Here is a 22,547-nt window from a genome sequence, read left to right on the forward strand (position 1 = left end):
GTCACTGTTCAGAAAACAGACTAAGCTGAAGCCAATAAATTTATAAATTCTATTTATAAATATTACTTATAGATTATTTGAATAAATATTATGAATCTAAAGCAGCTGCAATTTATGGTGCATGTCGCCACCACTCAATCCTTTAGCCGAGCGGCCGAACTCAGTTTTGCCACACAGCCCACACTCTCCAACGCGATCTCACAACTGGAGGAGGAGCTGGGCGGGCGATTATTTAAGCGCACGACCCGAAGTGTTGAGCTCACGCCGTTTGGCGAACATATGCTGCCTCGTATCCAGGAGCTGCTTCAGAGTAAAGAGGATATCTATAAAGCTGCCGAAGCGTTTCATAACCCCAGTCATAAGATCCTCCGCATCGGCTTCTCACCTCTGGTCGATATGCAACGACTTGATCAGGTGCTGACGCCGTTTCGTCAGACCCACCCAGAAGTGACGCTCTTTTTTAAAGAGTGTTTTATTGATGATCTGGCACAGCGCTTAGAGAATCAGCAGATCGATATTCAGATCACCCCTGAATCCACTGCCACTGATGATCCCTGCAGCTGTTTTTTCTATCAGGATCAACTCTGCTACCTGCCCTCTCGCGATGACCAGAGCGACAACAGCCGCCTGGCTTACAGACTGTCGGACCTGCCTGAAACTCCAATCATCCTGACAGGTGGTGGCTGTGGATTGAATGCCGCACTTGAATCTCTTTTTCATGCTGAAGGGAAAGCTTTCAACGTTTATCCGGGTCAGGCGATGAGCTACCAGGTGATTGAGGATTGGGCGTCACTGGGTATCGGATCAGGAATTTTACCAAGATCCAAACTCTCTGCGGGCCACACCGATCACTTCCCTCTCTTTACCGCTAAAGAGTTTCCGGCGCATTTCACCTTCAACTGGCGCTGGCGTCAGCATGATCAGCAACCAGCTCATCTACTAGATTTGATCTCGTATATAGAAACGACCGTGCCCTCTTTAGTACAAGGGCAAGCTTCGCAGCAGAGTTAATCGCAGGTAGCCCTGATTGATCTATTGGTTAAATCTATAAATCAGATTCATAAATAGAATTTCTAATTAACCCTCCTCCTTCTTAGGCTAAATGCACAACGTAATCACCCATTTACCTGTTGCTACAAAGGAGAGATAAAAATGAAAAGGGGTTTTGTAAAATCTATCCAGACCATCGGACTATCGTTCGCGATACTACTGTCCAGTACCTATAGTTGGGCTGAAGCAAGCCTGTATGAACGACTCGGCGGTTATGACGCTATCAGTGCGGTAGTCGATGATGTGGTTCAACAGATCGCCTCTGATAAAAAGCTTGGGCGTTTCTGGGCTCATCGCGGAGATGATGGTATCACCCGGGAGAAGCAACTGATTGTCGACTTTATCGTCCATAAAGCGGGAGGTCCGCTTTATTACACTGGGCGTGAAATGAAACTTTCCCATCAGGGGATGAAGATCGATCAGGAGGATTGGGATATTCTAATCACAGCACTTAAAAATACGCTATTGAAATTCCAGGTCCCCACCCAAGAGACTCAGGAGGTACTCGAGTTTTTTGATTCAACCCGTCAGGATATTGTTGAGATCAACTCGTAAATCAACTGCGCAGTCTGTAGGACGCCCCCTTAAGGCTGCCCTCCCTTATGCCAATGGCTACATCCCGTTCACTGCAATTCGCCTGCATCCGATGTAAGATGGATAAACATGCCATCTATCAACAGTATATCGGCGAAACTGGCAATGCTGGAATTTTCAAACAGGTACGTTATCCCCCTGGCGTTATGGGCAGCCTGCTTGTTTTTGTCTGTTTTCTCACCCTCGGTGTCTGCCGATAAAACAACCAGAACTACGATCAGTTTTACGCCGGAGGAGCAGGCTTTTCTAGAAACTAATCCGATCATTCTGGTGGGTGCAGAGCAGGACTGGGCTCCTGTGGATTACACGGTCGATGGCAAACATATCGGTCTATCGAGTGATTACCTTAAGCTGATCTCAGAGCGCACCGGACTCAAGTTTTCCTATATCACTGGATGGACCTGGGAGGAACTGCTCTCCGGACTGATTGAACAGAGAATAGATCTCTTACCTGCGATCTACTGGTCTGCCAATCGCACTGAGTTGATGAACTTTACCTCTCCCTATCTACGCCTGCGCCACTATGCCTTCATAAGGCAGTCACGCACTGACATCCGTTCCATTGAAAATTTGAAAGGAAAAAGGCTCGCAGTACCCAGAGGTTACTCCTATCTGGGTCATCTGGAGCAGCACTATCCTGAGATAGAGATATTCCTTGTTGATACCACCATAGAGGCAATTGATGCCGTCATCACCGGTCAGGCCGATGCGATCGTAGAGAGTACAGCCCTGATCACCCACTACCTTAAAGAGAACAACATTCACGGCCTCAAACCCGCCTTTGCCTCTGACTTTGGGATCAATGAGGTCCACTTAGCCACCCGTAAGGATCTGCCTCTCCTTCGCGATATCATCGATAAGGCACTGCAAGAGCTCTCCTCTGAAGAGATCACCCAGATCAACGACCGCTGGCTAAACATTAGCTTTCCGGTAGAAAGCGGTCAGAATTCACCGCTGTTTACCATTGATGAACAGGTCTATCTGAATAAGAAACAGCAGCTCAAAGCCTGCATTGATCCTAAATGGCTTCCATATGAGGGGTTTATAGAGGGTAAGCACAGTGGTATCTCATCGGAGTATCTACACTACTTTTCAGAACAGATCGGGATCCCGGTTAGTGTTGTAAAAACCGACTCCTGGAAGGAGTCACTGGCATTCGTAAAACAGCGCCACTGCGACTTTCTCACGCTGGCCAGTAACCGCCCCGATCGCAGAGCATATCTGGATTTCACGCAACCCTATATCCAAACTTCACTGGCATTGGCCACTCAGGGAGATGCCTGGTTTTACTCCAACTTCAGTGAATTAAACGGTAAGAAGATCGGCATCATACAGGGCTACTCACCCGGAAAGGTTCTGCGAAAGCGTTTCCCGAGCATCCAACTGATCGAATACAAAACCATTAAAGAGGGCCTCCGCGCGGTACAGGAGGGCAGAGTTCTTGGCTTTCTCGACGCGGTTCCTACCCTAAGTTATCACATCCAGAATGATTTCCCTGGCGACCTGAAGATAAGCGGTAAGTTTGATTATGACTGGAGTGTGGGGATTGCAGCACGAAACGATGAGCCCCTGCTGGCTAAAATATTCGACAAGGTCATTCTCGCAACGCCGGAGAGTGTCCATAACCGAATTCGTAACAACTGGCTTGGGGTCCGCTATGAACAGGCGGTTGATTACAGCCTGATCTGGACGATTATCAGCGTCTTTGGGTTTGCTCTACTCCTGATTCTGATGCGTTACCGGCAGCTTCACACCCACCGCAGAGAGATTACTGATAAAAACAGAGAGCTAGCGCTGATCAACCAACAGCTTGAAGAGCAGAAGGAAGCCGCTCAGCATATGGCGAATCACGATATGCTAACGGGCCTGCCCAACCGTTCTCAACTCCTCAATACACTGGACCATGCTGTACAGATTGCAACACGCCAGCAGAGCAAAGTAGCGGTCCTCTTCCTTGATCTTGATCGCTTCAAATACATTAATGACTCTCTGGGGCATCATATCGGTGATGAGCTGTTACGGGAGGTGAGTCAACGCCTGGCCAGGCGGGTCCGCAGCTCAGATACGCTGGCACGTATTGGTGGCGATGAGTTTATCATCGTGCTGGAATCATTCAGTAATGATCAAGCCCCAGCAACCATCGCACAGGATATTATCGACAGTATCAAAGATCCTATTTCCGTTATGGGACATAAGCTGAATATCAGTGTCAGTATCGGTATCGCTCTATTCCCCCGGGATAGCGATGATATTCATATGCTGATCAAACATGCAGATATTGCAATGTACCGGGCAAAAGAGCTGGGCCGTAACCGATTCCGCTACTACACCCAAACCCTGTCAGAACGCACAGAAAAGCGCCTTAAGACTGAAGCTGCCTTACGTGAAGCGATGGGGAATCACCAATTTTCACTTTACTACCAACCGATCACACATATTGAGACGGGAAAGGTCACACGCGCAGAAGCCCTGATCCGCTGGCACCATCCTGAATTAGGTATGGTGCCACCCGATTACTTTATCCCGATCGCCGAAGAGAACGGTCTTATCCATGAGATAGGGCTCTGGGTGATGACTGAAGCCTGTCGCCAATTTAAACGCTGGGAAGCTGAACAGTTAGGTATTAGGTCAATCTCAATTAATGTCTCCAGTATTCAGTTTCAGCAGGGAGACCTGATCAGCCGTTTTGCAGCGATACTATCTCAGGAACAGGTCGATGCTCACTCTATCGGTATCGAAATCACCGAACATTATCTGATGGATCAGACTGAACGTAACATCGCCTACCTGACCGATCTCAAAGATGCAGGCCACAATATTCTGGTGGATGACTTTGGAGTCGGCTACTCATCGATGAGTTATATGAAACGGTTACCGCTCGATATTATTAAGATTGACCGCTCCTTTATCAGTGATATCCCAGCCGATAAAAATGATATACAGATCACCCAGGCGATCATCGCCCTCACCCATAGTCTGGGATATGGCTCTGTGGCAGAAGGTGTTGAGAATACTGAGCAGTTGGCATTCTTACAGCAGATCGGTTGTGACTATGCTCAAGGTTACTACTTCAGCCGCCCACTACCACCAAAAGAGTTTGCTCTGCGGGTTGTGGAATTAAATCAGCCTGAATCCCCCGCACCAAGCCAATAAGGGCGATCAGGCAAAGATAGCTTCAGCCCCTCCAATGGTGGATAACTTAACATCTCGGCTGATCTCCCGAACTTTTTCGAAAACAGGTGTTCTCCCCAGAAACTGTGGATAAGGTTGTACATTAATTATTAGTATCTCCTGTGAAGCCCGTATTAACTGGGCTTGATAAAACCGATCATTTTTTAACCCTATCCACCGCTGCAACCAAATTTGTAAAAATCAACCTTTTCTTAAAAAAACAGCAAACTTTTCCACAACGATCAAATAACATACAAATATCGTCAAAAACAGAGCAACAAACTCACAGAAACTGCCCCCATATTCTGTGGATAACTGTGTTGATTAATTCTTAGTATCCTCCCTGAAGCCCACTATTACAGGCCTTCCAAATTCTGATCGTTTTTACACCTATCGACCTCAAACGGAAATTGAATTTTTTAATTGCGTATTCACCGGATCTGTCGTTATTCTATTCCCCCTCTTAATCCCCGCTTGATCCTAACTATGTCGCTAACCCTACTCTCACTGTTTATCCCCACCTTCTTTTTGGTCTCAATTACACCAGGCATGTGTATGACCCTGGCATTGAGCTTAGGTATCTCTATCGGAGTTAGACGCAGTCTTTATATGATGTGGGGGGAGTTAATCGGCGTTGGTTTAGTAGCAGCTTCTGCTGCTTTAGGTGTGGCAACCCTGATGTTGAAATACCCCGATGCATTCACCGTATTAAAACTCGGTGGAGGAGCTTACTTAATCTGGTTGGGAATTGAGATGCTCCGCTCCCGCGGCAAACTGGTACTAAAAGAGCCCGGAGAAACTCAAGAGATCGCATCCGCCGGACAACTGGCTCTAAACGGCTTTATCACCGCAGTCGCCAACCCTAAGGGCTGGGCATTCTTTGTCACCCTGCTCCCCCCGTTTATTGATTCCTCTCTGCCTATGGCCCCCCAACTCTCTGTGCTTGTCTTACTGATTCTGCTACTCGAATTCAGCTGCCTGCTGATCTATGCCTCAGGAGGCAAGCTCCTTCGCCACCTTCTGATGGCGCGTAACAATGTCCGGTTGATGAACCGTATCGCAGGCAGTCTGATGATTTGTGTGGGGATCTGGCTGGCGCTGGGGAAGTAGCCGATTAAAGTTGCAACATTTTCAAGATCACTCCATGCAGGCTAGCTACACTTAAATCAACTTTATAGGAGGGTTTCGTTATGTCAGTTACCAATACCCTTGATAGCTATCTGCTCAATAAAGCTTGTGCGTACGATACGGTTCCTCATGAATTCTCAACCTCTGCCAGTGAGTCAGCCCTGCTGGCAGCTGTGCCGATGAAACAGGTCGTAAAGGCTGTTGTAGTCCACGATCACAGCCATTACATGCTGGCGGCGATTCCGGCAATGAACAAAGTCATTCTACCGCAGCTAGAAGAGATTACGGGGAGTCGGAACGTGTTAGCAAAAGAATCAGAGATCAAACGGATATTTGGCGATTGTGAAGCGGGGGCTGTCCCGGCAATAGGACAGGCTTATGGCGTAGATGTGATCTGGGATGATGCCTTAGCAGAGGGTGATGATCTCTACATTGAGGCAGGAGACCATCGCAATCTAATCCACCTTAAGGGTGATCAGTTTAAACAGTTGATGAAACATAACCCCCACGGCCAGATCAGTTGCGCACCGGAAGAGTTATATGAGATGAGTCACTTTTGATTGGTCAATAAATATGACCTCCCACTGTTTCAAGCAATAAAAAGCCCGGTCTCACCGGGCTTTTTTTGATCAATTACCGCATTTTTTCCAGCCGCCTTTACAAGTACCGGAGCCACCGCCATCAGAACCTGACGTCACCTCAATTTGAGGTGCGATAACCCAATCAGAGTTGCCTGCACTGTTGAAGGCGCGGACTCTGTACTCATAAACACCATCCAGACCGGATTCATCATAAAAATCGACATTGCTGCTGGTGGTCGTCACAGCGGCAAATCCACTCCATTTACGACGGTTCTTCTTGCGCTTCTCGATATAAAAACCGGCTTCGTCATCACTCACATCATTCCAGCTAAGGTTAGCAATACCGCTTCCAGATACGCTGGTTACTGCAAAACTGGTGGGTGCTGAGGGTATTGTTGGTTCCGGCTCAGGAGGCGGCGGAAGCACGCCATCCAACGCAGCTAGTGCTGCTCCGGCATCTAAGATGCCTGAGCCACATTGAGAGCAACTTGCTGGAAATGCCCGCGCGGAAGCTTTAAGTGTTGCTTCAACTTCAGCCGGTGTAATTCCGGGGTCTTTTAAATACATTAAACCAGCAACCGCAGCGACATGCGGTGCAGCCATACTCGTGCCCTGATAATACGCATATGTCGATGACTCAGGAGAAGTCGCACCCGTATTTAACGTCGATAACACACCATTAGCGCTGCCCGTTGACATATCACCGCCCGGGGCTGCCAGGTCTACTGAATCACCAACGTTAGAGTAGTATGCACGGCCACCTGTACGGCCCGTTGCAGCAACACTCACCACATTACTGCAGTTTGCTGGTTGGAACCCTGCTGCATCCGTATTTGAATTACCCGCAGAGACGACAACGGTCGCACCAGCAGCTACTGCCGTATTAATAGCCTGCTGATAGGTAGAGCTACAACTGCCCGAACCACCCAGGCTCATATTGATCACTCGTGCCTTATGTGAATTATCTGAACCTGTTGCTGCCCAGACGATGCCATCGGAGATATCAGAAAGATAACCACCACAACGTCCCAAGACACGAACCGGTACAACTTTTAGTAGGTTATAACCAACCCCTGCAACACCACTACCGTTATTGGTTACCGCACTGATTGTTCCGCTGACATGTGTTCCGTGCCAGCTGCTATCCTCATCCTGTCGGGGGTAACCACTACCACAAGCCCCTTGTGAAACCCAATCACCGGGATCGCTTGGATCTGAATCCCTGCCATCTCCATCATTCGATACAAATGTCCCCGAGATCATATCCGTTCCACCAAGCACATTGCCCATAAGGTCCGGGTGGTTCGTAATACCAGTATCCAGTACAGCCACATTAACTGAACCGTCAGTGCTATTAAGCTGAGCCCAGGCACCCTCAATATTCATACCACCTGCGGTTTCATGATAATGCCATTGAAGGTCATAAACCGGTTGGTTACCACTGGCAACACCCTCATTTGGCGGGGTTGCGAGATCACCCACTGCAAACATCATCTGGTCAGCTTCCGCATGCTTAACACCAGATGTCGCAGCCAAAGCGGTTGCATAGCCCTTAACCTGCGGCAAGCTTTCCATCGAAGGAAGCCTATATACATGTGCCCCTAAAGAGGTGCTTTTAACATAAATAAGTTTCTTGTTAATCTGTTTTGAAAGACCGATAGCTTTTCGTGAACCAGATGCCAGTCGATCACTGAATTTTACGATGATCTGATCGGTGAGGTTATGCTCTTGCGGTGCAGCAATCGCCCCTGTTGACTGTACTAGTGCTGCACTGACAGATACAGCCAGCCCATATTTCATAAACTTCATAACATTCTCGCTTCGGTCTCAAATATTAGGTTGTTGCATTCCAATCGAGGTAACGACCCTAAAACCATGACAACTCAACCATTTGAGTTTAGCTGTACTTTTCAGGGGATAACAAAATATTTTCCAGTTTCGGTTTCACTTTTAAGCTGCACAGCTTTCATCGCTTTCAGGTGATGAACGGTAAAACTCAACTAGTTTTAAGCGATATTTATTCTCACCCTTGTGACGATCATAATCGATCGGGGTAATCGTGCGCTCAAAGCGCTCAATAATTTCTACAAGATTATATCCATTCTGTGGTGCCACTCTCAGTAGAGGTAGTGAAACTGCATGGCACAGCTCTTCAAGAAAAAGATCCTGCTTTTTGAACTGCTTTTTATCAAAACTATGATCATCTAGCTCAACAGCGCAGACGATGGCATCAGAGATGCTATCACACACAATATAATCGAAAGCGTTTGCTTCAATGGGTTTCAACGCTTTTCGTTTAGCCCGATCAGACAGCTCCGGTGTCGCTTCAAAAACATCAGACATCGGTATTTTGCTATAGACCTTATATTTCCCACCTACCGCTTTTTCCAGTATAGAGCTGAACATCTGCTCTTTATGGGAGAGCGCATGTTGAGGTTGTTTACCTCCAAACAGGCTCCTTGTGATTTGGAAAATAAATCCTGTCATTACCAGCCCTCCCAGCAGATAAATCCATAACTGATCGTTCACACCAATACCCTTGTTATATCGAAGGCGGCAATACTACCGGCTGCATAGTCGGAAAGCATCCCATTTCCTTTTGGCAATCGGATAACTAGCCTAAAGTACCGCTTATTTCTTACCTGGAAATGACATACCGCCAACATCCATGAGTACTCGATGAGTTACCTGAATATCGGCCAGCATCAGAGTTTCTGAATAATAGAAAAGTATTAAGGACCTGCCAGAAGAGTTATCTGGCAGGTGTTGCAAAGGTCGTTTTAATAGCCTGATTCAGGTCGGGTGTCGGTTTACCAATATGATAGCCCTGCGCAAACGTAATCCCTGACTGGGCAACCAGTGAGAGGACCTCTTCACTTTCAACAAACTCTGCCACAGTTTCGACATTCAGCTCCTGCGCCAATGAAGAGATGCTGTTAACAAACGCCATATCTCGCTGATCATTAGCCATATTAGCAATGAATTCGCCCTCAATTTTGACATAGTCAATCGGCAGATGTTTTAGGTAATGGAAGGATGAGAATCCCGAACCAAAGTCGTCAATTGCCAGTTTGAAGCCCTGATCTTTAAGATTGAGAACAAAGCTCTCCAATACAGCAATATTCTTCACCGTATCCCGTTCAGTGATCTCAAAAGTTACCTGTTTGGGATCAATATCATAGTTCTCGGCGATCCTGCGAATGGTCGGAATAAAGTCACTGATGACAATTGACCGTGGCGATAAGTTGATAAACACCTTACCGCTGTATCCGGTCTCTTTGACCTGAGCGAAGGCCTTATCCATAACGATGTAATCGAGCTGATGTACTTTACCGATCGATTCCGCGATCTCAATAAACTCGTTAGCCCCCATTAATTTATTATCCGGAAGCTGAATGCGGCTGAGCACTTCCACCGCATGGACCTCACCATTTTCAGATGAGACTATCGGTTGAAATGCGGGAATCAGCTCACGCTTTTCGATTGCCTGAGTCACAAGCACTGTTTTATCTGACATCTCTTTGAAGATATCAACCAGTTCATTCTCATCGGGTAGAGCGATCTGATCCTTGCCTAAATTTTTCGCCCGGTACATCAGATTATCGACAAACATAAACAGATCTTTCTTATTCTGGGCATGATCAGGATAAACACCGATACCCAGAGAGCCTGTCAGCTTCAGGTTTGTAGATTCATCGTAATAAAGAGAGTGGCTCCGAATTGCCTGTAGTACTAATTCAGCAGCCTTAGCCGCCTGTGTAGAATCCGCTTCGGGCAGCACGATAACAAACTCATCCCCCCCATATCGAGCTATGATCGCATCCTTACCCAGCGCATTTTGTAAAGCGATCGAGAAATCGGCCAAGAGCTTATCGCCCCAGCTGTGCCCATAACCATCATTAATTGATTTAAAGTTATCCAGATCCAGCAGGAGCAGTGCAACTTTGTAATCATGCCTATCGGCACGATCGAGTTCATAATCCAGCAACTCCCAGAACATTCTCTGGTTATACAGATTAGTGAGAGGGTCACGCGTCGCGTAGTACTCAAGATCTTTTGTGTATTTATAGATCGCTCTGACCGAGCCAACCACATTCAGCAGTGTTGAAAGAATACTCTCCAACACCAGCACTTTAGTGGAATCCTGAATTGTATCGGAGTGCACGCCGATACCGACAATCCCACCAATTTTGGGCGTTTCAACTAATAAAGACTTGGTTTGTAGTTCAACTGATTTTTCGTCCAGCTCCAACGGCTCTGCATACTCATAAACTGTATTATGCCGTAGGTTCAATCCACCTGTGCTAAATAACGTTTCATCATTTTCAAGTCGTTTAAGGATCGCCTGCTCCATCAATTTCTTAGTTTGATCCGAGGGAGGCTGCAACCAGAATATCTCCAGATCAAACACCTCATTATCAACCTTAAAGATCGAGAACATGGTGAAGACATTCATCACTTTATTGATATCGACCATCAGAAAGTTTACATACTCCCGCCAGTCTTTGACGACTTCAGAGGTGATTACAAACTTTTCCAACAGACGAATCTCAAATTCCAACAGCTCTTTATCGACAGCGATACTATTCAGCTTTGTCGCCAGCGATCTGACCTGATTAAAGATGACCTGGAGCTCTTTAAAAGCAATGGAGTTATGGCCCTGCTCAAAACGGGCAAGATCCGAAACCGATTCAATCGAATCGATACTGGTGGCAAGCTCCTCAATAGAGCGATCCACGCGTGATGAGATCTGCCGAGTTGCCAGAAATGCGAGTAAAATTGGAAGGGGAGAAACCAAAAGCAGTGTCAGTAACAGCTCTTTCTGAGCATTGAAGAAGGATTTATCCAGCTGTTGAGTCACCTCAATTACACCTAGAGTCTCACCCTCCTCAACGTTGGTATGGCAATTGGTGCATACCTCTTTGGCATTGAGCGGGTAGAGATAGGTCAGCGTTTGATCACTGGTCAGAAGTTCTGAGCGACCAGACTGTAATACCCGACGGTGTGTTTCCTGCAACTCAGGCGACACCATATCACCAAATTTCTGGTTAACCTTTTCACCACGGTATAGCGTGACACGCAGGTCACTTAATCGATTATCCAGCTCCATCTGCTTCACGAACGACTCAAGTTGAGTACGATTCCAGCCTTGGCTCATTACCAGATACATCGAATTGAATGTTTGCTTAGCAACACGCTCAGCGACCTCTGCAGCACTGCGTTCAACACTTTTATTAAACGCATAATGGGTCACGGAAAAGAGTACCAAAAACCCGAGGACAGAATAGATAAACGTTTTTTGTAGCAAAAAACTACGGATAGACGCAGCCGACCGCTTGCTCACTGAGTACCACACTATGTATTGTTATTTTTTGATTGCCTAACATAGCTGCTTCTGAAACAGACCGTTTGACCTGAATCAAATAAACTAACATTAGGGATGTTAAAGTGATGCGGGGAGTATAATGACTAAAAATAAAAAATTAAGTGTCTTTTTGTTATAAGGATAATCTTGAAAAGCTAATAACTTCCTAGTTTTCATGGCAAAAGAGGTATAAACGGAGGTCAAGTTCTAATTGATGGTAGTTTGGCTCCATATACTCACATAGATTGTAAAATGCCTTGTTATGCGCCATCTCTTTTAGATGGGCCAGCTCATGTACCACAATCATTCTCAAAAAATCTTCCGGCATCTGTTTGAATCGTGTATCGATCCTGAGCTCTTTTTTAGCCTTGAGTTTACTCCCCTGCACCCGAGAGACCCGGCTGTGCGTACCCAAAGCATTCAGAGCTGATACCTTATCACTGTATTCAACCTTGCTAATAGGTGCTGATTTTCGCATGTGGCGATTTTTCATCTCCATCACATATTCATACAAAGCTTTGTTACTTTTTACATGATGTTGCTGTGTATATTTATCAGCTAACAGCTGTACCAGACGCCCCTCTTCAAGAAGGCGAACAGCCTGCTCCTTGAGATGCTCTGGGTAATGATTGATATATTTTAGATCGGTCATAGAGAGAAAGAGCCTGAAAAATCAGGCCCTTGCTTATCATCAGGTTATCTTTCGAATTAACAGGGTCATCCCTTCACAGTCATAGACTTCAATCCGTGTCCCTTCTGTTAGATCTTCTTCAGCCGACACTCGCCAGAAGGTATCACCAATCTGTAAACGCCCGCTGCCATTTTCAATGGTTTGTTGCAGGATCAGCTTTCGGCCAACAAGCTGTGCAGCCCTATTATTGATCATCTCTGCATCATCGATGCATTTATCAGGGCGAAAGAATTTCCAGAACAGAATCGAGGCGACCACAGAGAGTAGAGCAAAAAGAAGAAACTGAGTTTGCCAGTCATTGATCAGCCCAGTTGCCATTAACAGAGCGACACCTAGTGCCGACATCGATATGCCAATCATAAACCCAGCAGCACCCAGTGCTTCTCCTCCCAACAGAACTAACGCAAGGATGATCCAATGCCAAAAGTTGAGGGATTGCAGTAGTTCTAACATCATTTAGCCTGACTTGGTTGCTTTCAAGAGTTCGCTGATGCCCGCAACGGAGCCAATCACACTACTGGCTTCCAGTGGCATCATCACCACTTTAGAGTTTTCGCCGGACCCAATATTCTGTAGCGCCTCGGTGTATTTTTGCGCGATGAAATAATTAAGCGCCTGAGGATTCCCTTGAGCGATCGCATCCGAAACAACTTTAGTGGCTTTGGCCTCTGCTAATGCCAAACGCTCACGCGCCTCCGCTTCTCGAAATGCTGCCTCCTTTTCACCTTCTGCTGTGAGTATGGCCGCTTGTTTCTCACCTTCAGCCACTTTAATTGCAGCTTCCCGTTCACCTTCAGCCGTTAAAATTGCGGCGCGTTTTTCACGCTCAGCCTTCATCTGGTTCGCCATCGCTTCAACCAGATCAAGAGGAGGGGAAATATCTCTAATTTCAACACGGGTCACTTTTACACCCCATGGATCAGTAGCCTCATCCACTTTATTCAGCAACAGGCTATTGATGCTATCCCGATTAGACAGCATCTCATCCAGTTCCATAGAGCCAAGTACAGCACGGATGTTTGTCATCACCAGATTCTGCATCGCTCTGTAGAGGTCATTCACCTCATAACTTGCTTTGGATGCATCTAAAACCTGATAAAAACAGACAGCATCAGTCGTTACCTGAGCATTATCAGAACTGATGACCTCTTGTGGTGGCACATCCAGAACCTGCTCCATCATATTCTGCTTAGCGCCAACGCGATCAACAAATGGAATGATCAAATTTAAGCCTGGACGGAGGGTCTTGGTATATCGCCCAAAACGCTCAGTTGTCCAGTTAAATCCCTGGGGTACTATTTTGACCCCGGAAAAGATAAAAATCAGTGCAAGAACGACGACCACACCGGCCGTTATTTCAAACCCAAACATCACATCCTCCTTTGAGTAAAGCTGGGTGAAGAGATTCATGTTAATACTGATTTACGATAACTGGAAATAAATGATTCAACACGAACGAATGGGATAGGTATTAAAAGAATAGGTTAGAGAGGTGAGGTAACCCTTAGGGTACGTGAATTTTAAGTCGCCAAGCTACTCAGGCTATTCACGATGACTGCGTTCAGGGTTACCTGCTTTGATCGTTTATCTGGTAATTCACTGATATTAAGCCACGGGTTCGAAAAGAGGGAGAACCTACCGCACAACAGCAGCTAGACACTTAAGTCTCTTCGATAGACTGATGCTCTGCCAGAAAGTTTCGAATAAAACGACGGACCTCCCGGGCTGCGCTTGTATCCATTTCATCACATAAGGCAACAAAATCATCCCGCTCATCCTCATTGATACGAATGACCAACTGGCTATTTTTCTTTTTTGCTTTTGACTTCTTTTTAACAGCCATCTCTCTCAGACCTCTGAAAACTTCTGCATGGAAGAATACAGCAAATGTATCGCCACCCCAACGCATATATTGAAAATATACATTGTATATACGTTATTTTTATCCTGCCCCCTTATATATACGACTGATGACAAGCACTCCAAACGAAAACAGGATCAACTAAATTTTGCCAGACGTTTCTTAATTCACACATGCTAGAATGCCCCCTTCTCACCTATAGCTACTCAGTCGATTCAATGGAAACCTTCAATAGTTCATTCGGGCAATTCAACCTATCACGCTACCCTAAGCGGAAACGCGAACAACTCAGAGCATGGGACGCTGCAGATGAATATCTGTTAAAGCATCTCGAAGAGGAAGGCCTCTCTCCAGAGAACAAAAGTGTTCTGGTTGTTAATGACCAGTTTGGAGGCTTAGCAATACCCCTCAGTAAATATTCACCGATGGTGATCAGCGACTCATGGCTGGCACATCGGGGAATAACCGCTAACGCGCAAGACAACACTATCGATCCATCAACCATCACCCTATGCTCAAGCCTTGATTATCCTGAGGGGGCTTTCGATCTTGTGCTGCTTAAAATACCCAAAAGTTTGGCGATGCTCGAAGATCAGTTGATCCGTCTACGCCCTCTGCTTTCAACCTCAACAATTGTGGTGGCTGCAGGTATGGTGAAATCGATCCATACTTCAACCCTCAAACTATTCGAAAAATATCTGGGCCCTACAAAAACATCGTTAGCATATAAAAAAGCACGTCTGATTTTCCCACAGCTGGATCTCAAAAAGGAACGGGCACCCTCCCCCTATCCAAGCCAATATAAACTTGAAAACACGCCCTACCAGATCATCAATCACGCAGGTGTGTTCTCTCGAGATAGCCTGGATATCGGAACACGCTTTCTCCTACAACATCTACCCAAAGATAATCGCTACGAAAAAATCATCGACCTCGGCTGTGGAAATGGCGTTGTTGGGTTGATGGCTGCAGAGTTTAATCCCGATGCAAGCATCCACTTCGTGGATGAATCCTTCATGGCTGTTGCCTCAGCAAAGGAAAATTTCGAAGCAGCGTTTGGTGATCAGAAAGATGCAATATTTGAAGCAACCGATTGCCTTACTGGCATCGCCCGTAACAGTGCCAATCTGATTTTAAATAACCCCCCGTTTCATCAGCAGAATGCAGTCGGCGATTTTATAGCAAAGCAGATGTTTAGAGAGTCATTTAGGGTATTGTGTAATAAAGGAGAGCTTTGGGTTATTGGCAACCGACATTTGGGTTACCACTTAGCATTGAAAAAAATATTTGGAAATTGCGAAACCGTCGCAAGTAATAAAAAATTTGTCATTTTAAAAGCCACCAAACATTAGAGAGGTCTTTATGGCTATAGCATTAGCATTAACCCTGCATCTCATTGCCGCAGTTATCTGGGTGGGTGGCATGTTTTTCGCCTACGTGTGTCTGAGGCCAGTAGCAGCACAGCTGTTTGAGCCCGATAACAGACTGAAATTATGGTCACAGGTATTCACCCGTTTTTTTCTAACGGTCTGGGTGGCCATACTGGTAATAGTCTTCAGTGGGCATGGAATGATTGCGTTATATGGCGGATTCGCCAACATCGGGACTCATATCCACCTGATGCTTGCAACCGGATATCTGATGATCGCACTATTCGCACACCTTTATTTCAGCCCTTTCAAAAAGCTAAAAGCGGCTGTCAAAAATGAGATATGGCCTGAGGCAGGGAAACAGTTAAATAAGATAAGACTGATTGTTGCGATCAATTTAACCCTCGGCATGATCACAATAATTATCGGGACGGGTGGCAAGTACCTATTCTGATCAGGTAAGTGTTGAAGCAGATCGGGTCGACTGGCGAGATCGACCCAACTTTTTTATAGCATCAGGATGCTATGCATTGATAGTCAGCGGCATTGGGATAAAGTCCCCAATTTCATCAGGGTCCTGATCAAGCATGGCTTCCCAGCCTTCATCACCTGGCTTCATCTCATCAGGCAACCCCCAGAATTCACCACACCAGAATGCTGCAATCCAACGCCGACCATAACGGACCTTATAGAAGCCGCGTTCTCTAATCTCACTCACGATGCTCTCCTTTTATTCTTATTAGGAAGTCGAAGGTGCCCCTTCAAAACTTCTCACAAATGAGTGTACACAATTTGATCAGAGTTAGAAGCGGGTTATAGCCGAAGGTGTAATACCTAATTAGGCTAATCCGCTTGTATCAGATGCTCTTCATTTTCATACAAGGATCTTGAGTCAAAACAGAAAGGTTGAGAGTTTATCTCAAGCAATAAAAAAGCCGCACTGGGCGGCTTTTTTTACAAAATCATAAACTGACCAACAGGGGAAGGTGACATGCAACCCCAGCAGTTTAAATCCTTACTTGCTCTTGTCTTCGTTCATCAGTCCGCGGACTTTAAAAAACGCCCAAACCATCGCGACAGTCATACCAGCGATCATCGCCAAACTTGGAACAAGAACTTCCATACTATATACATCAACCATTACGACACCCTCACAAATCTGTTTCATATTGCTCGTAGTTATTGAGGGTAAGGTTACCCTTTTACACATTAGCGAATATTGATGTAGCTCAAGAAACAGTCAGGTGCCAAATATGAAAATTTCTACGGTTGCTCCGAATCTATTTGAAAAACGTTGAAAGCTGGCTCATAACTTAATAGTCAAAGCGTGGACTAAAGGACAAATACTCTGGTTTCTAATTGGATCTGAGGGACTAGAGGCACTTGCTTTGTAATGTAACTCTAATGAGAGGTGTAAGTTATGCCTTATCGGACAGAAGCCTGGACACCAGAACAGCTGGATAAAATGAACTCGGAACCCTTCATGGTTGATTTTCTGGATACCTTTAAAATTTCTCCGCTGACCCAGGAAGCAGATGAAACAATCAACTCCATGAATGAAGCACTTGACCGAGTAGAAGATCAGATAAATAAACCCTAACCACCGACGAATATCCTTAAACGACCGGGCGCTTCATGCGCCCTTTTTTCGTTAAAATTTTTCTCTTATCTCCAGTAACCCTCCTCATACAGCCAATCATGGTCACGTAGTTCTCAGCTCTTATTAAAGAACAGTCAAAACTTTTTTTTGATACCTCGATATTAATAAAACAGCAGTTTTTTTGATTTTATGTGAATTTTAATCAACTCAAATCATCAATATTTTTACCTTTAAAATCAACAAGTTAAACAAACCTCAAAAGAAAACAAAATAAACCTGAAATAATTAATTTTCTCCTTATTTTTCAATGAGTTATATGCACAAAAAAACCATTATTTATTTGTGAAATATCACCATTTATTTTATACTTATCAATATAGATAAAAGATCATTCATATAAGGGGAATGAAGATGCAAGAGAAGGAAGTGAAGTTATTATTTAAAGCTGGGGTTTTTGATTCCTGCCAAGCGATTCCTATCTCAATGGCACGTGGCTGGACATTGAAATTTGTCACTAAACAGGAAGAAGTGATCACGCTGGATCTACAGCGCTCGAAATCAGAACGTGAATTTAAAAGCCTGGATGGGGCCGCTGCTGTGGCTAAGCGAATTGGATTTGAGTGGCTAAAAGTTCAGATCGGAGATCTTGAATGGCAGGAAAAAGTTAAATAGCAAGCATAAAAAAACCGCTCCAGGCAGGAACGGCTTATTCAGAAGAGAGGATGATAGATCTCTATTTATCTATCGCATCCTTAATTTTCTGATCGGTCTTATATTGACTCAGCGCGTATACAGACCAGATGGCAGCAGGAATCCAGCCTATCAAGGTCAACTGGAGGATCAGGCAGATAATGCCTGCTATCGGCCTGCCAATTGTAAAAAACTGGAGCCATGGAATAAGTAAGGCAAGAATCAATCGCATCTTTTATCTCCTAAGGTGCGGGAAGTGTATACGGCAGACAGTAAGCATAAAGCTTTTTGCTTAATGGAAACTGACTTCAGGGCTCAATGCGCCCCGCAGAAAGCTCCTCCTCTGTTGCTTCCCGCACATCAACAACTTCAACATCAAAACACAGTTCAATACCAGCAAACGGGTGGTTACCATCAACAGTCACTTCATCACTATCTATTTTCGTGATGCAGACCAGTTCCAGTTCGCCCTTTTCACCTTCCATCTGGCAAACCATACCCTCATGCAGGTCACCAAACCCTTCAAATGAAGCCTTATCCACAATCTGTACTTTAGCTTCATCCCTCAAACCATAGCCCTGATCCGGTGACACTTTCACCTGAAATTTATCACCCGCTGAACGGCCATTCATTGCGGATTCAAGTCCGGGAACTATGTTCTTATGCCCGTGCAGGTAGGGTAATGGCTCACCATTTGCTGAACCATCAAGCACCTCCCCTTCACTATTGATTAGGGCATAGTGAAACAGAACAACTTTATTCTGCGATACTTTCATTTACTTTCAACTCCGATTAGCTGGCCAAAGATTCAGTTATCCACTGACCAATCGCTTCTATCTCTTCAATAACCACTTCATGACCCATAGGATAGGTAAGCCAATGGGGTTTATATTGCAGTGTTTCCAGGACTGTACGTGCCTGCTCACCCAAAAGTACCGGAACAACATCATCCATCGTTCCATGGGCGATCATAACAGGCAGATTTGAATTCTCTGCACTTCTGTTGCGAGTGATCTCTTCAAGAGTGGCAGTATAGGTTGAAAGCGCTATCAACCCTGCCAGCCTTTGCGGGTAACAGAGCGCCGTATGATAAGCCACAGCCCCTCCCTGAGAAAAACCCGCTAGCACAATTTTATCTGCAGGGATTCCCGATTCAATCTGTGCCTGAATCAGGTCAGCGATCCTTTCAGATGAGCGTATCAGAGCTGCTTTATCCACTTTACGTTCGATATTCATCTCAAGAATATCGTACCAGGCGCGCATCGGCATACCGCCATTTACAGTGACGGGCATCTCCTCCGCATGCGGAAACAAGAACCGTACAGACAGATGCTCTGGTAGTTTCAGGTAAGGAATGATCGGCTTGAAATCGTACCCGTCAGCCCCTAGCCCATGAAGCCAGATCACACAGGCTTTAGCAGCCTGTGCAGGTTCAACTGTGACCAGCGTATCCTTCGTTTCTGCATTCATGGCTGCAACCTCTCAACCTTCCAGTTACCCTCGGTTAAGTTGTACTGAAAGCGATCATGCAGACGATTTTCGCGTCCCTGCCAAAACTCAAATCGGGTGGGTTTTAATAGATAGCCTCCCCACTCTTCAGGATGGGGCACATTTCCGTCCGGGTGATCACTCTTAAGAGCTTCAACAGCAGCTTCAAGCACCTCACGGCTCTCTACAGAGGCACTCTGACAAGATGCCGCAGCACTCAAACGGCTACCAAGCGGACGCTCATTAAAGTATTTTTCACCCTGCTCACGACTGAGTTTAACAACAGAACCCTGAATCCTGACCTGCCGCTCAAGTCCATACCAGTAAAACATAATCTCAGCCTGGGGATTTTCTGCCAGATCGCCCCCTTTTTGACTACGATAATCTGTATACCAGGCAAAACCTCGCTGATCAAAATGCTTTAGCAAAACGATTCTCGCAGAGGGCATCCCCGCCGAATTTGCCGTTGCCAGTGTCATTGACGTTGCATCATCAGGAGAAACCTCCATAGCAGCCTCCATCCATTGGGAGAACATCTCAACGGGGTCACTTTCCAGATCTGATCGGTGTAGCGGTTTTGCCAGATATTCCCGCCGCGTGGCGGTCAGGTCACCATGTTTATTCATATCTATCTCTTGGGTGAAAAGTTCAAACTGAGTAGGTCGCTCACTATAGCACTAAACATACTTTTCGATAACGCGCTCAACCTCTCTGAGGTAACTGTTACCAAACAACAGAAGGTGGTTTAACAGGTGCCAAAGGTTGTAAAGATCCATTCGCTCTTCCCAGCCTGCCTCTAATGGGCGACATTCGTTATAGATTTGATAGAAGCAGTCACTGAACCCTCCGAACAGTTTTGTCATCGCAAGATCTGCTTCAGGCCAGCCATAATAGACAGCGGGATCAATAAGTATCGGTTCCCCCTCTGTACCAGTGATCACATTACCTGCCCATAAGTCTCCATGGAGCAACGCTGGGGGCTGAATCGGGACCAGTTGTGGTAGTCGGTTACAGATCACTTCAATTTTATCCATCGCAACCCGATCCAAAGCCTGTTGTCTGACACACCTCTGTGCCAGATAGAGAAAACGATGCTCACTGTAAAATTGATAACCATCCGCCCCCTGATCGTTAGGCTGAATCGTCGGGCCGCAGAAAGTATCTGAGCTAAATCCAAACTGCGTCGATGTCTGGGTATGCTGTGTAGCGAGCGACTGTGCTAATTGCTCCTCAAACGTTGAAGATCTCGGTGCAGAATCAACATACTCGAGGAGTAAAAAACGATCACCCACGGCAATCACCTTCGGGGTTCGAACTGCTCCTGATCTCCTTAACGCATCCAGCCCTATCGCTTCAGCCAAAAACTGGCCAACCTCAGGATCGCTTTGCTGCTTCACGAAAAGCAGCTGTGCCGTATCGAGCCGGATTCGTTGCGCGTCCGCTGTACAGCCACCTCCCAGAGCCCGCTGCTCAACAACCTTTACATCCTCTTTGCGTAACCAATCCTGAAAACTGTTCATAGTCACTGTTAGCCTTTGCTTGTCGGGGGATGGATAATAGCTTTATAGTTCCAACAAAAGGGTTACGCATCAATAAGGGATACTATGCGTCTGATATTGTTTTTCACTCTATTGGTTCTGTTTTCAGGCTGCACCGACAAAAACGCAAAGCCTTTCCAAATCAAGAATCTAGCTAAGTCTGATATTGACATGGTCGCCGATATCAACCTGAAAACCTGGCGCAAACTGACCCAGGAACTCACAGTTAAACTCTATAAGCGCAACCCGAAGGAGCTTAAGAAAAAGCCCGGCATGACGATCTCACGCCGTCTCGATCAGCTTCATCCACCACAACGATTGGCCGGTGGTTTTCCGGAACTGAATAACCTTGATGGCGTAGAAGCTTTACCGCTGGCGTTCTCTGAACAATTCGAGGGAGACCGGGTATTTGCACTGATGGCTGGAATTACTGGCATGCTCGACCGTGCATACAATGGCAAGAAAGAGATATTTATTCTCGATGAGCTGGATCAGCAGAAGCTTTACAACTCCGCACGGAACCTTGAATCCTTTGCCTGGCACCTCAACAACCGCAAGCGACCCAACGGAGAGCTCTATCTACTCAGCAACGGCATCTCTACCACCGGGATAACTAACTACAGTTTCGAGAGGATCCTGGGAAAACTGATCGGGATGCAGGATCTCATGGCCAATGTGATTGCGGATAAAAATAACCGCACCATAAACCGGGTTGTCCATGGTGCAGCTTCGATGACATTCCTGCCTATCTAAACAGAGCCGTTCACCCCTGCTCCATCTGCTTGATAAAGCGGTCCGATTCAGTGATCGCTTTTTCCATATCCCTGACCAGCAGATCGATATTACTCTTGATACCACGGTACTCCGCTTTCAATGACCCGATCGCCCGAGCATTAAGGTTATGCTTTAAAAACAACACATTATCCTGCAAAGCACTGAGAACTGGGGGCATCCGTTTTTCAGCACGTTTTAATGAACGGATCAGTTCGGCATAACGCGCCTTAGTGGTTCGAAGCTTAGCGGCACTCTGGTCACGCAATTTGCGGTTACTGTATTTCGTCAGTTCCTCTTCCCACTCTTCGAACAGCGCTTCAGAGACCTGTTCCACTTTATCAATTCGGTTGCTGACATCCTCTGCGGCTGCAACACTGTCATCATATTCACCCTGAAGGCGATTATAGAGTTTATCCAGTTCTCCACCATCAAAACTAACCACCGAACGGAACTGTTCCAAGGCATCTTTAAACTGTTCCTGTGCCTCCTCCTGAGACTCTCTCGCTTCCTCAACCCGATCCACCAGAATATCCCTCTTATGGACCCCCACCTGCTCCATCGCTGAGTAGTATGCGGTCTGACAACCCGACAGAGATGCCAGCATCAGAGTTACCAGAGTGATTTTTACTAATGTTTTCATAGGTGT

General features: G+C 46.0%; 25 protein-coding genes. 10 read left to right on the plus strand and 15 right to left on the minus strand.

Annotated elements, in window-relative coordinates; all coding sequences use genetic code 11:
- Positions 1-90 precede the first annotated feature (90 nt).
- From Q0882_RS13420 to Q0882_RS13440, 5 genes are all read left to right on the plus strand, one after another.
- Positions 91-1,011 (plus strand): LysR family transcriptional regulator, encoded by a 921-nt coding sequence (locus tag Q0882_RS13420; protein ID WP_299182666.1) that lies wholly within the window; start codon positions 91-93, stop codon positions 1,009-1,011.
- Between the two features lie 141 nt (positions 1,012-1,152).
- Entirely contained in the window at positions 1,153-1,605 is a 453-nt protein-coding gene (locus Q0882_RS13425) for a group 1 truncated hemoglobin (RefSeq protein ID WP_299182668.1), read from the plus strand.
- Positions 1,606-1,713: 108 nt separating this feature from the next.
- Positions 1,714-4,797, plus strand: a complete 3,084-nt coding sequence (locus Q0882_RS13430; RefSeq protein ID WP_299182671.1) for an EAL domain-containing protein — start codon at positions 1,714-1,716, stop codon at positions 4,795-4,797.
- 504 nt (positions 4,798-5,301) lie between these two features.
- A complete protein-coding gene (locus tag Q0882_RS13435) occupies positions 5,302-5,925 on the plus strand; it encodes a LysE family translocator (protein WP_299182674.1) in 624 nt (207 codons plus the stop codon).
- A gap of 80 nt (positions 5,926-6,005) precedes the next feature.
- A complete protein-coding gene (locus tag Q0882_RS13440) occupies positions 6,006-6,503 on the plus strand; it encodes an aminoacyl-tRNA deacylase (RefSeq protein ID WP_299182677.1) in 498 nt (165 codons plus the stop codon).
- A gap of 69 nt (positions 6,504-6,572) precedes the next feature.
- Here the strand turns inward: Q0882_RS13440 and Q0882_RS13445 are convergent, their stop codons facing one another.
- The 7 genes from Q0882_RS13445 to Q0882_RS13475 all read right to left on the minus strand — a co-directional run bounded on the left by Q0882_RS13445 (position 6,573) and on the right by Q0882_RS13475 (position 14,423).
- Entirely contained in the window at positions 6,573-8,333 is a 1,761-nt protein-coding gene (locus Q0882_RS13445; RefSeq protein ID WP_299182680.1) for a S8 family serine peptidase, read from the minus strand.
- Between the two features lie 141 nt (positions 8,334-8,474).
- Positions 8,475-9,011, minus strand: a complete 537-nt coding sequence (locus Q0882_RS13450) for a DUF2726 domain-containing protein (RefSeq protein WP_299182682.1) — start codon at positions 9,009-9,011, stop codon at positions 8,475-8,477.
- 265 nt (positions 9,012-9,276) lie between these two features.
- A complete protein-coding gene (locus Q0882_RS13455; RefSeq protein ID WP_299182684.1) occupies positions 9,277-11,868 on the minus strand; it encodes a bifunctional diguanylate cyclase/phosphodiesterase in 2,592 nt (863 codons plus the stop codon).
- Positions 11,869-12,055: 187 nt separating this feature from the next.
- The gene (locus Q0882_RS13460; protein ID WP_299182686.1) at positions 12,056-12,541 is read right to left on the minus strand and encodes a YgjP-like metallopeptidase domain-containing protein; all 486 of its coding nucleotides are present in this window, start codon (positions 12,539-12,541) and stop codon (positions 12,056-12,058) included.
- A gap of 39 nt (positions 12,542-12,580) precedes the next feature.
- Positions 12,581-13,036, minus strand: coding sequence for an NfeD family protein (locus Q0882_RS13465; protein WP_299182689.1), 456 nt, complete (start codon positions 13,034-13,036; stop codon positions 12,581-12,583).
- The gene (locus tag Q0882_RS13470; RefSeq protein ID WP_299182693.1) at positions 13,037-13,951 is read right to left on the minus strand and encodes an SPFH domain-containing protein; all 915 of its coding nucleotides are present in this window, start codon (positions 13,949-13,951) and stop codon (positions 13,037-13,039) included. It lies immediately after the preceding gene.
- 289 nt (positions 13,952-14,240) lie between these two features.
- Positions 14,241-14,423, minus strand: a complete 183-nt coding sequence (locus Q0882_RS13475) for a hypothetical protein (RefSeq protein ID WP_299182696.1) — start codon at positions 14,421-14,423, stop codon at positions 14,241-14,243.
- Between the two features lie 236 nt (positions 14,424-14,659).
- Here Q0882_RS13475 and Q0882_RS13480 point away from each other — a divergent pair, with 236 nt between their 5' ends.
- Positions 14,660-15,793 carry a methyltransferase gene (locus Q0882_RS13480; RefSeq protein WP_299182699.1) on the plus strand — a complete coding sequence of 378 codons (1,134 nt, stop codon included), beginning with the start codon at positions 14,660-14,662 and terminating at the stop codon, positions 15,791-15,793.
- A 10-nt stretch (positions 15,794-15,803) separates the two neighbouring features.
- Positions 15,804-16,265 carry a CopD family protein gene (locus Q0882_RS13485; protein WP_299182701.1) on the plus strand — a complete coding sequence of 154 codons (462 nt, stop codon included), beginning with the start codon at positions 15,804-15,806 and terminating at the stop codon, positions 16,263-16,265.
- A gap of 69 nt (positions 16,266-16,334) precedes the next feature.
- On the opposite strand, the gene Q0882_RS13490 is transcribed toward Q0882_RS13485, so the two are convergent.
- Both Q0882_RS13490 and Q0882_RS13495 read right to left on the minus strand, forming a co-directional pair.
- Positions 16,335-16,529 (minus strand): hypothetical protein, encoded by a 195-nt coding sequence (locus Q0882_RS13490; RefSeq protein ID WP_299182704.1) that lies wholly within the window; start codon positions 16,527-16,529, stop codon positions 16,335-16,337.
- Positions 16,530-16,826: 297 nt separating this feature from the next.
- A complete protein-coding gene (locus Q0882_RS13495) occupies positions 16,827-16,979 on the minus strand; it encodes a hypothetical protein (RefSeq protein ID WP_299182706.1) in 153 nt (50 codons plus the stop codon).
- A 252-nt stretch (positions 16,980-17,231) separates the two neighbouring features.
- Between Q0882_RS13495 and Q0882_RS13500 the strand changes: the two genes are divergently transcribed.
- Both Q0882_RS13500 and Q0882_RS13505 read left to right on the plus strand, forming a co-directional pair.
- Positions 17,232-17,411, plus strand: coding sequence for a hypothetical protein (locus Q0882_RS13500; protein ID WP_299182709.1), 180 nt, complete (start codon positions 17,232-17,234; stop codon positions 17,409-17,411).
- Between the two features lie 426 nt (positions 17,412-17,837).
- Positions 17,838-18,083, plus strand: a complete 246-nt coding sequence (locus Q0882_RS13505; protein ID WP_299182711.1) for a hypothetical protein — start codon at positions 17,838-17,840, stop codon at positions 18,081-18,083.
- Between the two features lie 61 nt (positions 18,084-18,144).
- Here Q0882_RS13505 and Q0882_RS13510 read toward each other — a convergent pair whose 3' ends face one another.
- From Q0882_RS13510 to Q0882_RS13530, 5 genes are all read right to left on the minus strand, one after another.
- Positions 18,145-18,333 (minus strand): YqaE/Pmp3 family membrane protein, encoded by a 189-nt coding sequence (locus tag Q0882_RS13510; protein ID WP_299182714.1) that lies wholly within the window; start codon positions 18,331-18,333, stop codon positions 18,145-18,147.
- 76 nt (positions 18,334-18,409) lie between these two features.
- Positions 18,410-18,877 carry a peptidylprolyl isomerase gene (locus Q0882_RS13515; protein ID WP_299182717.1) on the minus strand — a complete coding sequence of 156 codons (468 nt, stop codon included), beginning with the start codon at positions 18,875-18,877 and terminating at the stop codon, positions 18,410-18,412.
- 16 nt (positions 18,878-18,893) lie between these two features.
- The gene (locus Q0882_RS13520; RefSeq protein ID WP_299182720.1) at positions 18,894-19,571 is read right to left on the minus strand and encodes an alpha/beta hydrolase; all 678 of its coding nucleotides are present in this window, start codon (positions 19,569-19,571) and stop codon (positions 18,894-18,896) included.
- Positions 19,568-20,215 (minus strand): pyridoxamine 5'-phosphate oxidase, encoded by a 648-nt coding sequence (gene pdxH / locus Q0882_RS13525; protein WP_299182722.1) that lies wholly within the window; start codon positions 20,213-20,215, stop codon positions 19,568-19,570. The genes Q0882_RS13520 and pdxH overlap by 4 nt, the downstream gene beginning before the upstream one ends.
- A gap of 51 nt (positions 20,216-20,266) precedes the next feature.
- Entirely contained in the window at positions 20,267-21,109 is an 843-nt protein-coding gene (locus Q0882_RS13530) for a fructosamine kinase family protein (RefSeq protein WP_299182725.1), read from the minus strand.
- Positions 21,110-21,193: 84 nt separating this feature from the next.
- Between Q0882_RS13530 and Q0882_RS13535 the strand changes: the two genes are divergently transcribed.
- On the plus strand, positions 21,194-21,880 hold the full coding sequence (locus Q0882_RS13535; RefSeq protein ID WP_299182728.1) for a hypothetical protein: 687 nt from the start codon (positions 21,194-21,196) through the stop codon (positions 21,878-21,880).
- 10 nt (positions 21,881-21,890) lie between these two features.
- Here the strand turns inward: Q0882_RS13535 and Q0882_RS13540 are convergent, their stop codons facing one another.
- A complete protein-coding gene (locus Q0882_RS13540; RefSeq protein ID WP_299182730.1) occupies positions 21,891-22,541 on the minus strand; it encodes a DUF2959 domain-containing protein in 651 nt (216 codons plus the stop codon).
- Positions 22,542-22,547: the final 6 nt, after the last annotated feature.

This window comes from uncultured Neptuniibacter sp. (assembly GCF_947498015.1).
Classification (GTDB): Bacteria; Pseudomonadota; Gammaproteobacteria; order Pseudomonadales; family Balneatricaceae; genus Neptuniibacter.

Coding starts and splice junctions, on each gene's coding strand:
- Q0882_RS13540 (WP_299182730.1), bottom strand. CDS start 22,541: ATGAAAACATTAGTAAAAATCACTCTGGTAACTCTGATGCTGGCATCT.
- Q0882_RS13450 (WP_299182682.1), bottom strand. CDS start 9,011: ATGACAGGATTTATTTTCCAAATCACAAGGAGCCTGTTTGGAGGTAAA.
- Q0882_RS13520 (WP_299182720.1), bottom strand. CDS start 19,571: ATGAATGCAGAAACGAAGGATACGCTGGTCACAGTTGAACCTGCACAG.
- Q0882_RS13510 (WP_299182714.1), bottom strand. CDS start 18,333: ATGCGATTGATTCTTGCCTTACTTATTCCATGGCTCCAGTTTTTTACA.
- Q0882_RS13535 (WP_299182728.1), top strand. CDS start 21,194: ATGCGTCTGATATTGTTTTTCACTCTATTGGTTCTGTTTTCAGGCTGC.
- Q0882_RS13420 (WP_299182666.1), top strand. CDS start 91: ATGAATCTAAAGCAGCTGCAATTTATGGTGCATGTCGCCACCACTCAA.
- Q0882_RS13495 (WP_299182706.1), bottom strand. CDS start 16,979: ATGAAACAGATTTGTGAGGGTGTCGTAATGGTTGATGTATATAGTATG.
- Q0882_RS13460 (WP_299182686.1), bottom strand. CDS start 12,541: ATGACCGATCTAAAATATATCAATCATTACCCAGAGCATCTCAAGGAG.
- Q0882_RS13485 (WP_299182701.1), top strand. CDS start 15,804: ATGGCTATAGCATTAGCATTAACCCTGCATCTCATTGCCGCAGTTATC.
- Q0882_RS13430 (WP_299182671.1), top strand. CDS start 1,714: ATGCCATCTATCAACAGTATATCGGCGAAACTGGCAATGCTGGAATTT.
- Q0882_RS13440 (WP_299182677.1), top strand. CDS start 6,006: ATGTCAGTTACCAATACCCTTGATAGCTATCTGCTCAATAAAGCTTGT.
- Q0882_RS13465 (WP_299182689.1), bottom strand. CDS start 13,036: ATGATGTTAGAACTACTGCAATCCCTCAACTTTTGGCATTGGATCATC.
- Q0882_RS13480 (WP_299182699.1), top strand. CDS start 14,660: ATGGAAACCTTCAATAGTTCATTCGGGCAATTCAACCTATCACGCTAC.
- Q0882_RS13515 (WP_299182717.1), bottom strand. CDS start 18,877: ATGAAAGTATCGCAGAATAAAGTTGTTCTGTTTCACTATGCCCTAATC.
- Q0882_RS13475 (WP_299182696.1), bottom strand. CDS start 14,423: ATGGCTGTTAAAAAGAAGTCAAAAGCAAAAAAGAAAAATAGCCAGTTG.
- Q0882_RS13500 (WP_299182709.1), top strand. CDS start 17,232: ATGCCTTATCGGACAGAAGCCTGGACACCAGAACAGCTGGATAAAATG.
- Q0882_RS13425 (WP_299182668.1), top strand. CDS start 1,153: ATGAAAAGGGGTTTTGTAAAATCTATCCAGACCATCGGACTATCGTTC.
- pdxH (WP_299182722.1), bottom strand. CDS start 20,215: ATGAATAAACATGGTGACCTGACCGCCACGCGGCGGGAATATCTGGCA.
- Q0882_RS13435 (WP_299182674.1), top strand. CDS start 5,302: ATGTCGCTAACCCTACTCTCACTGTTTATCCCCACCTTCTTTTTGGTC.
- Q0882_RS13530 (WP_299182725.1), bottom strand. CDS start 21,109: ATGAACAGTTTTCAGGATTGGTTACGCAAAGAGGATGTAAAGGTTGTT.
- Q0882_RS13445 (WP_299182680.1), bottom strand. CDS start 8,333: ATGAAGTTTATGAAATATGGGCTGGCTGTATCTGTCAGTGCAGCACTA.
- Q0882_RS13470 (WP_299182693.1), bottom strand. CDS start 13,951: ATGTTTGGGTTTGAAATAACGGCCGGTGTGGTCGTCGTTCTTGCACTG.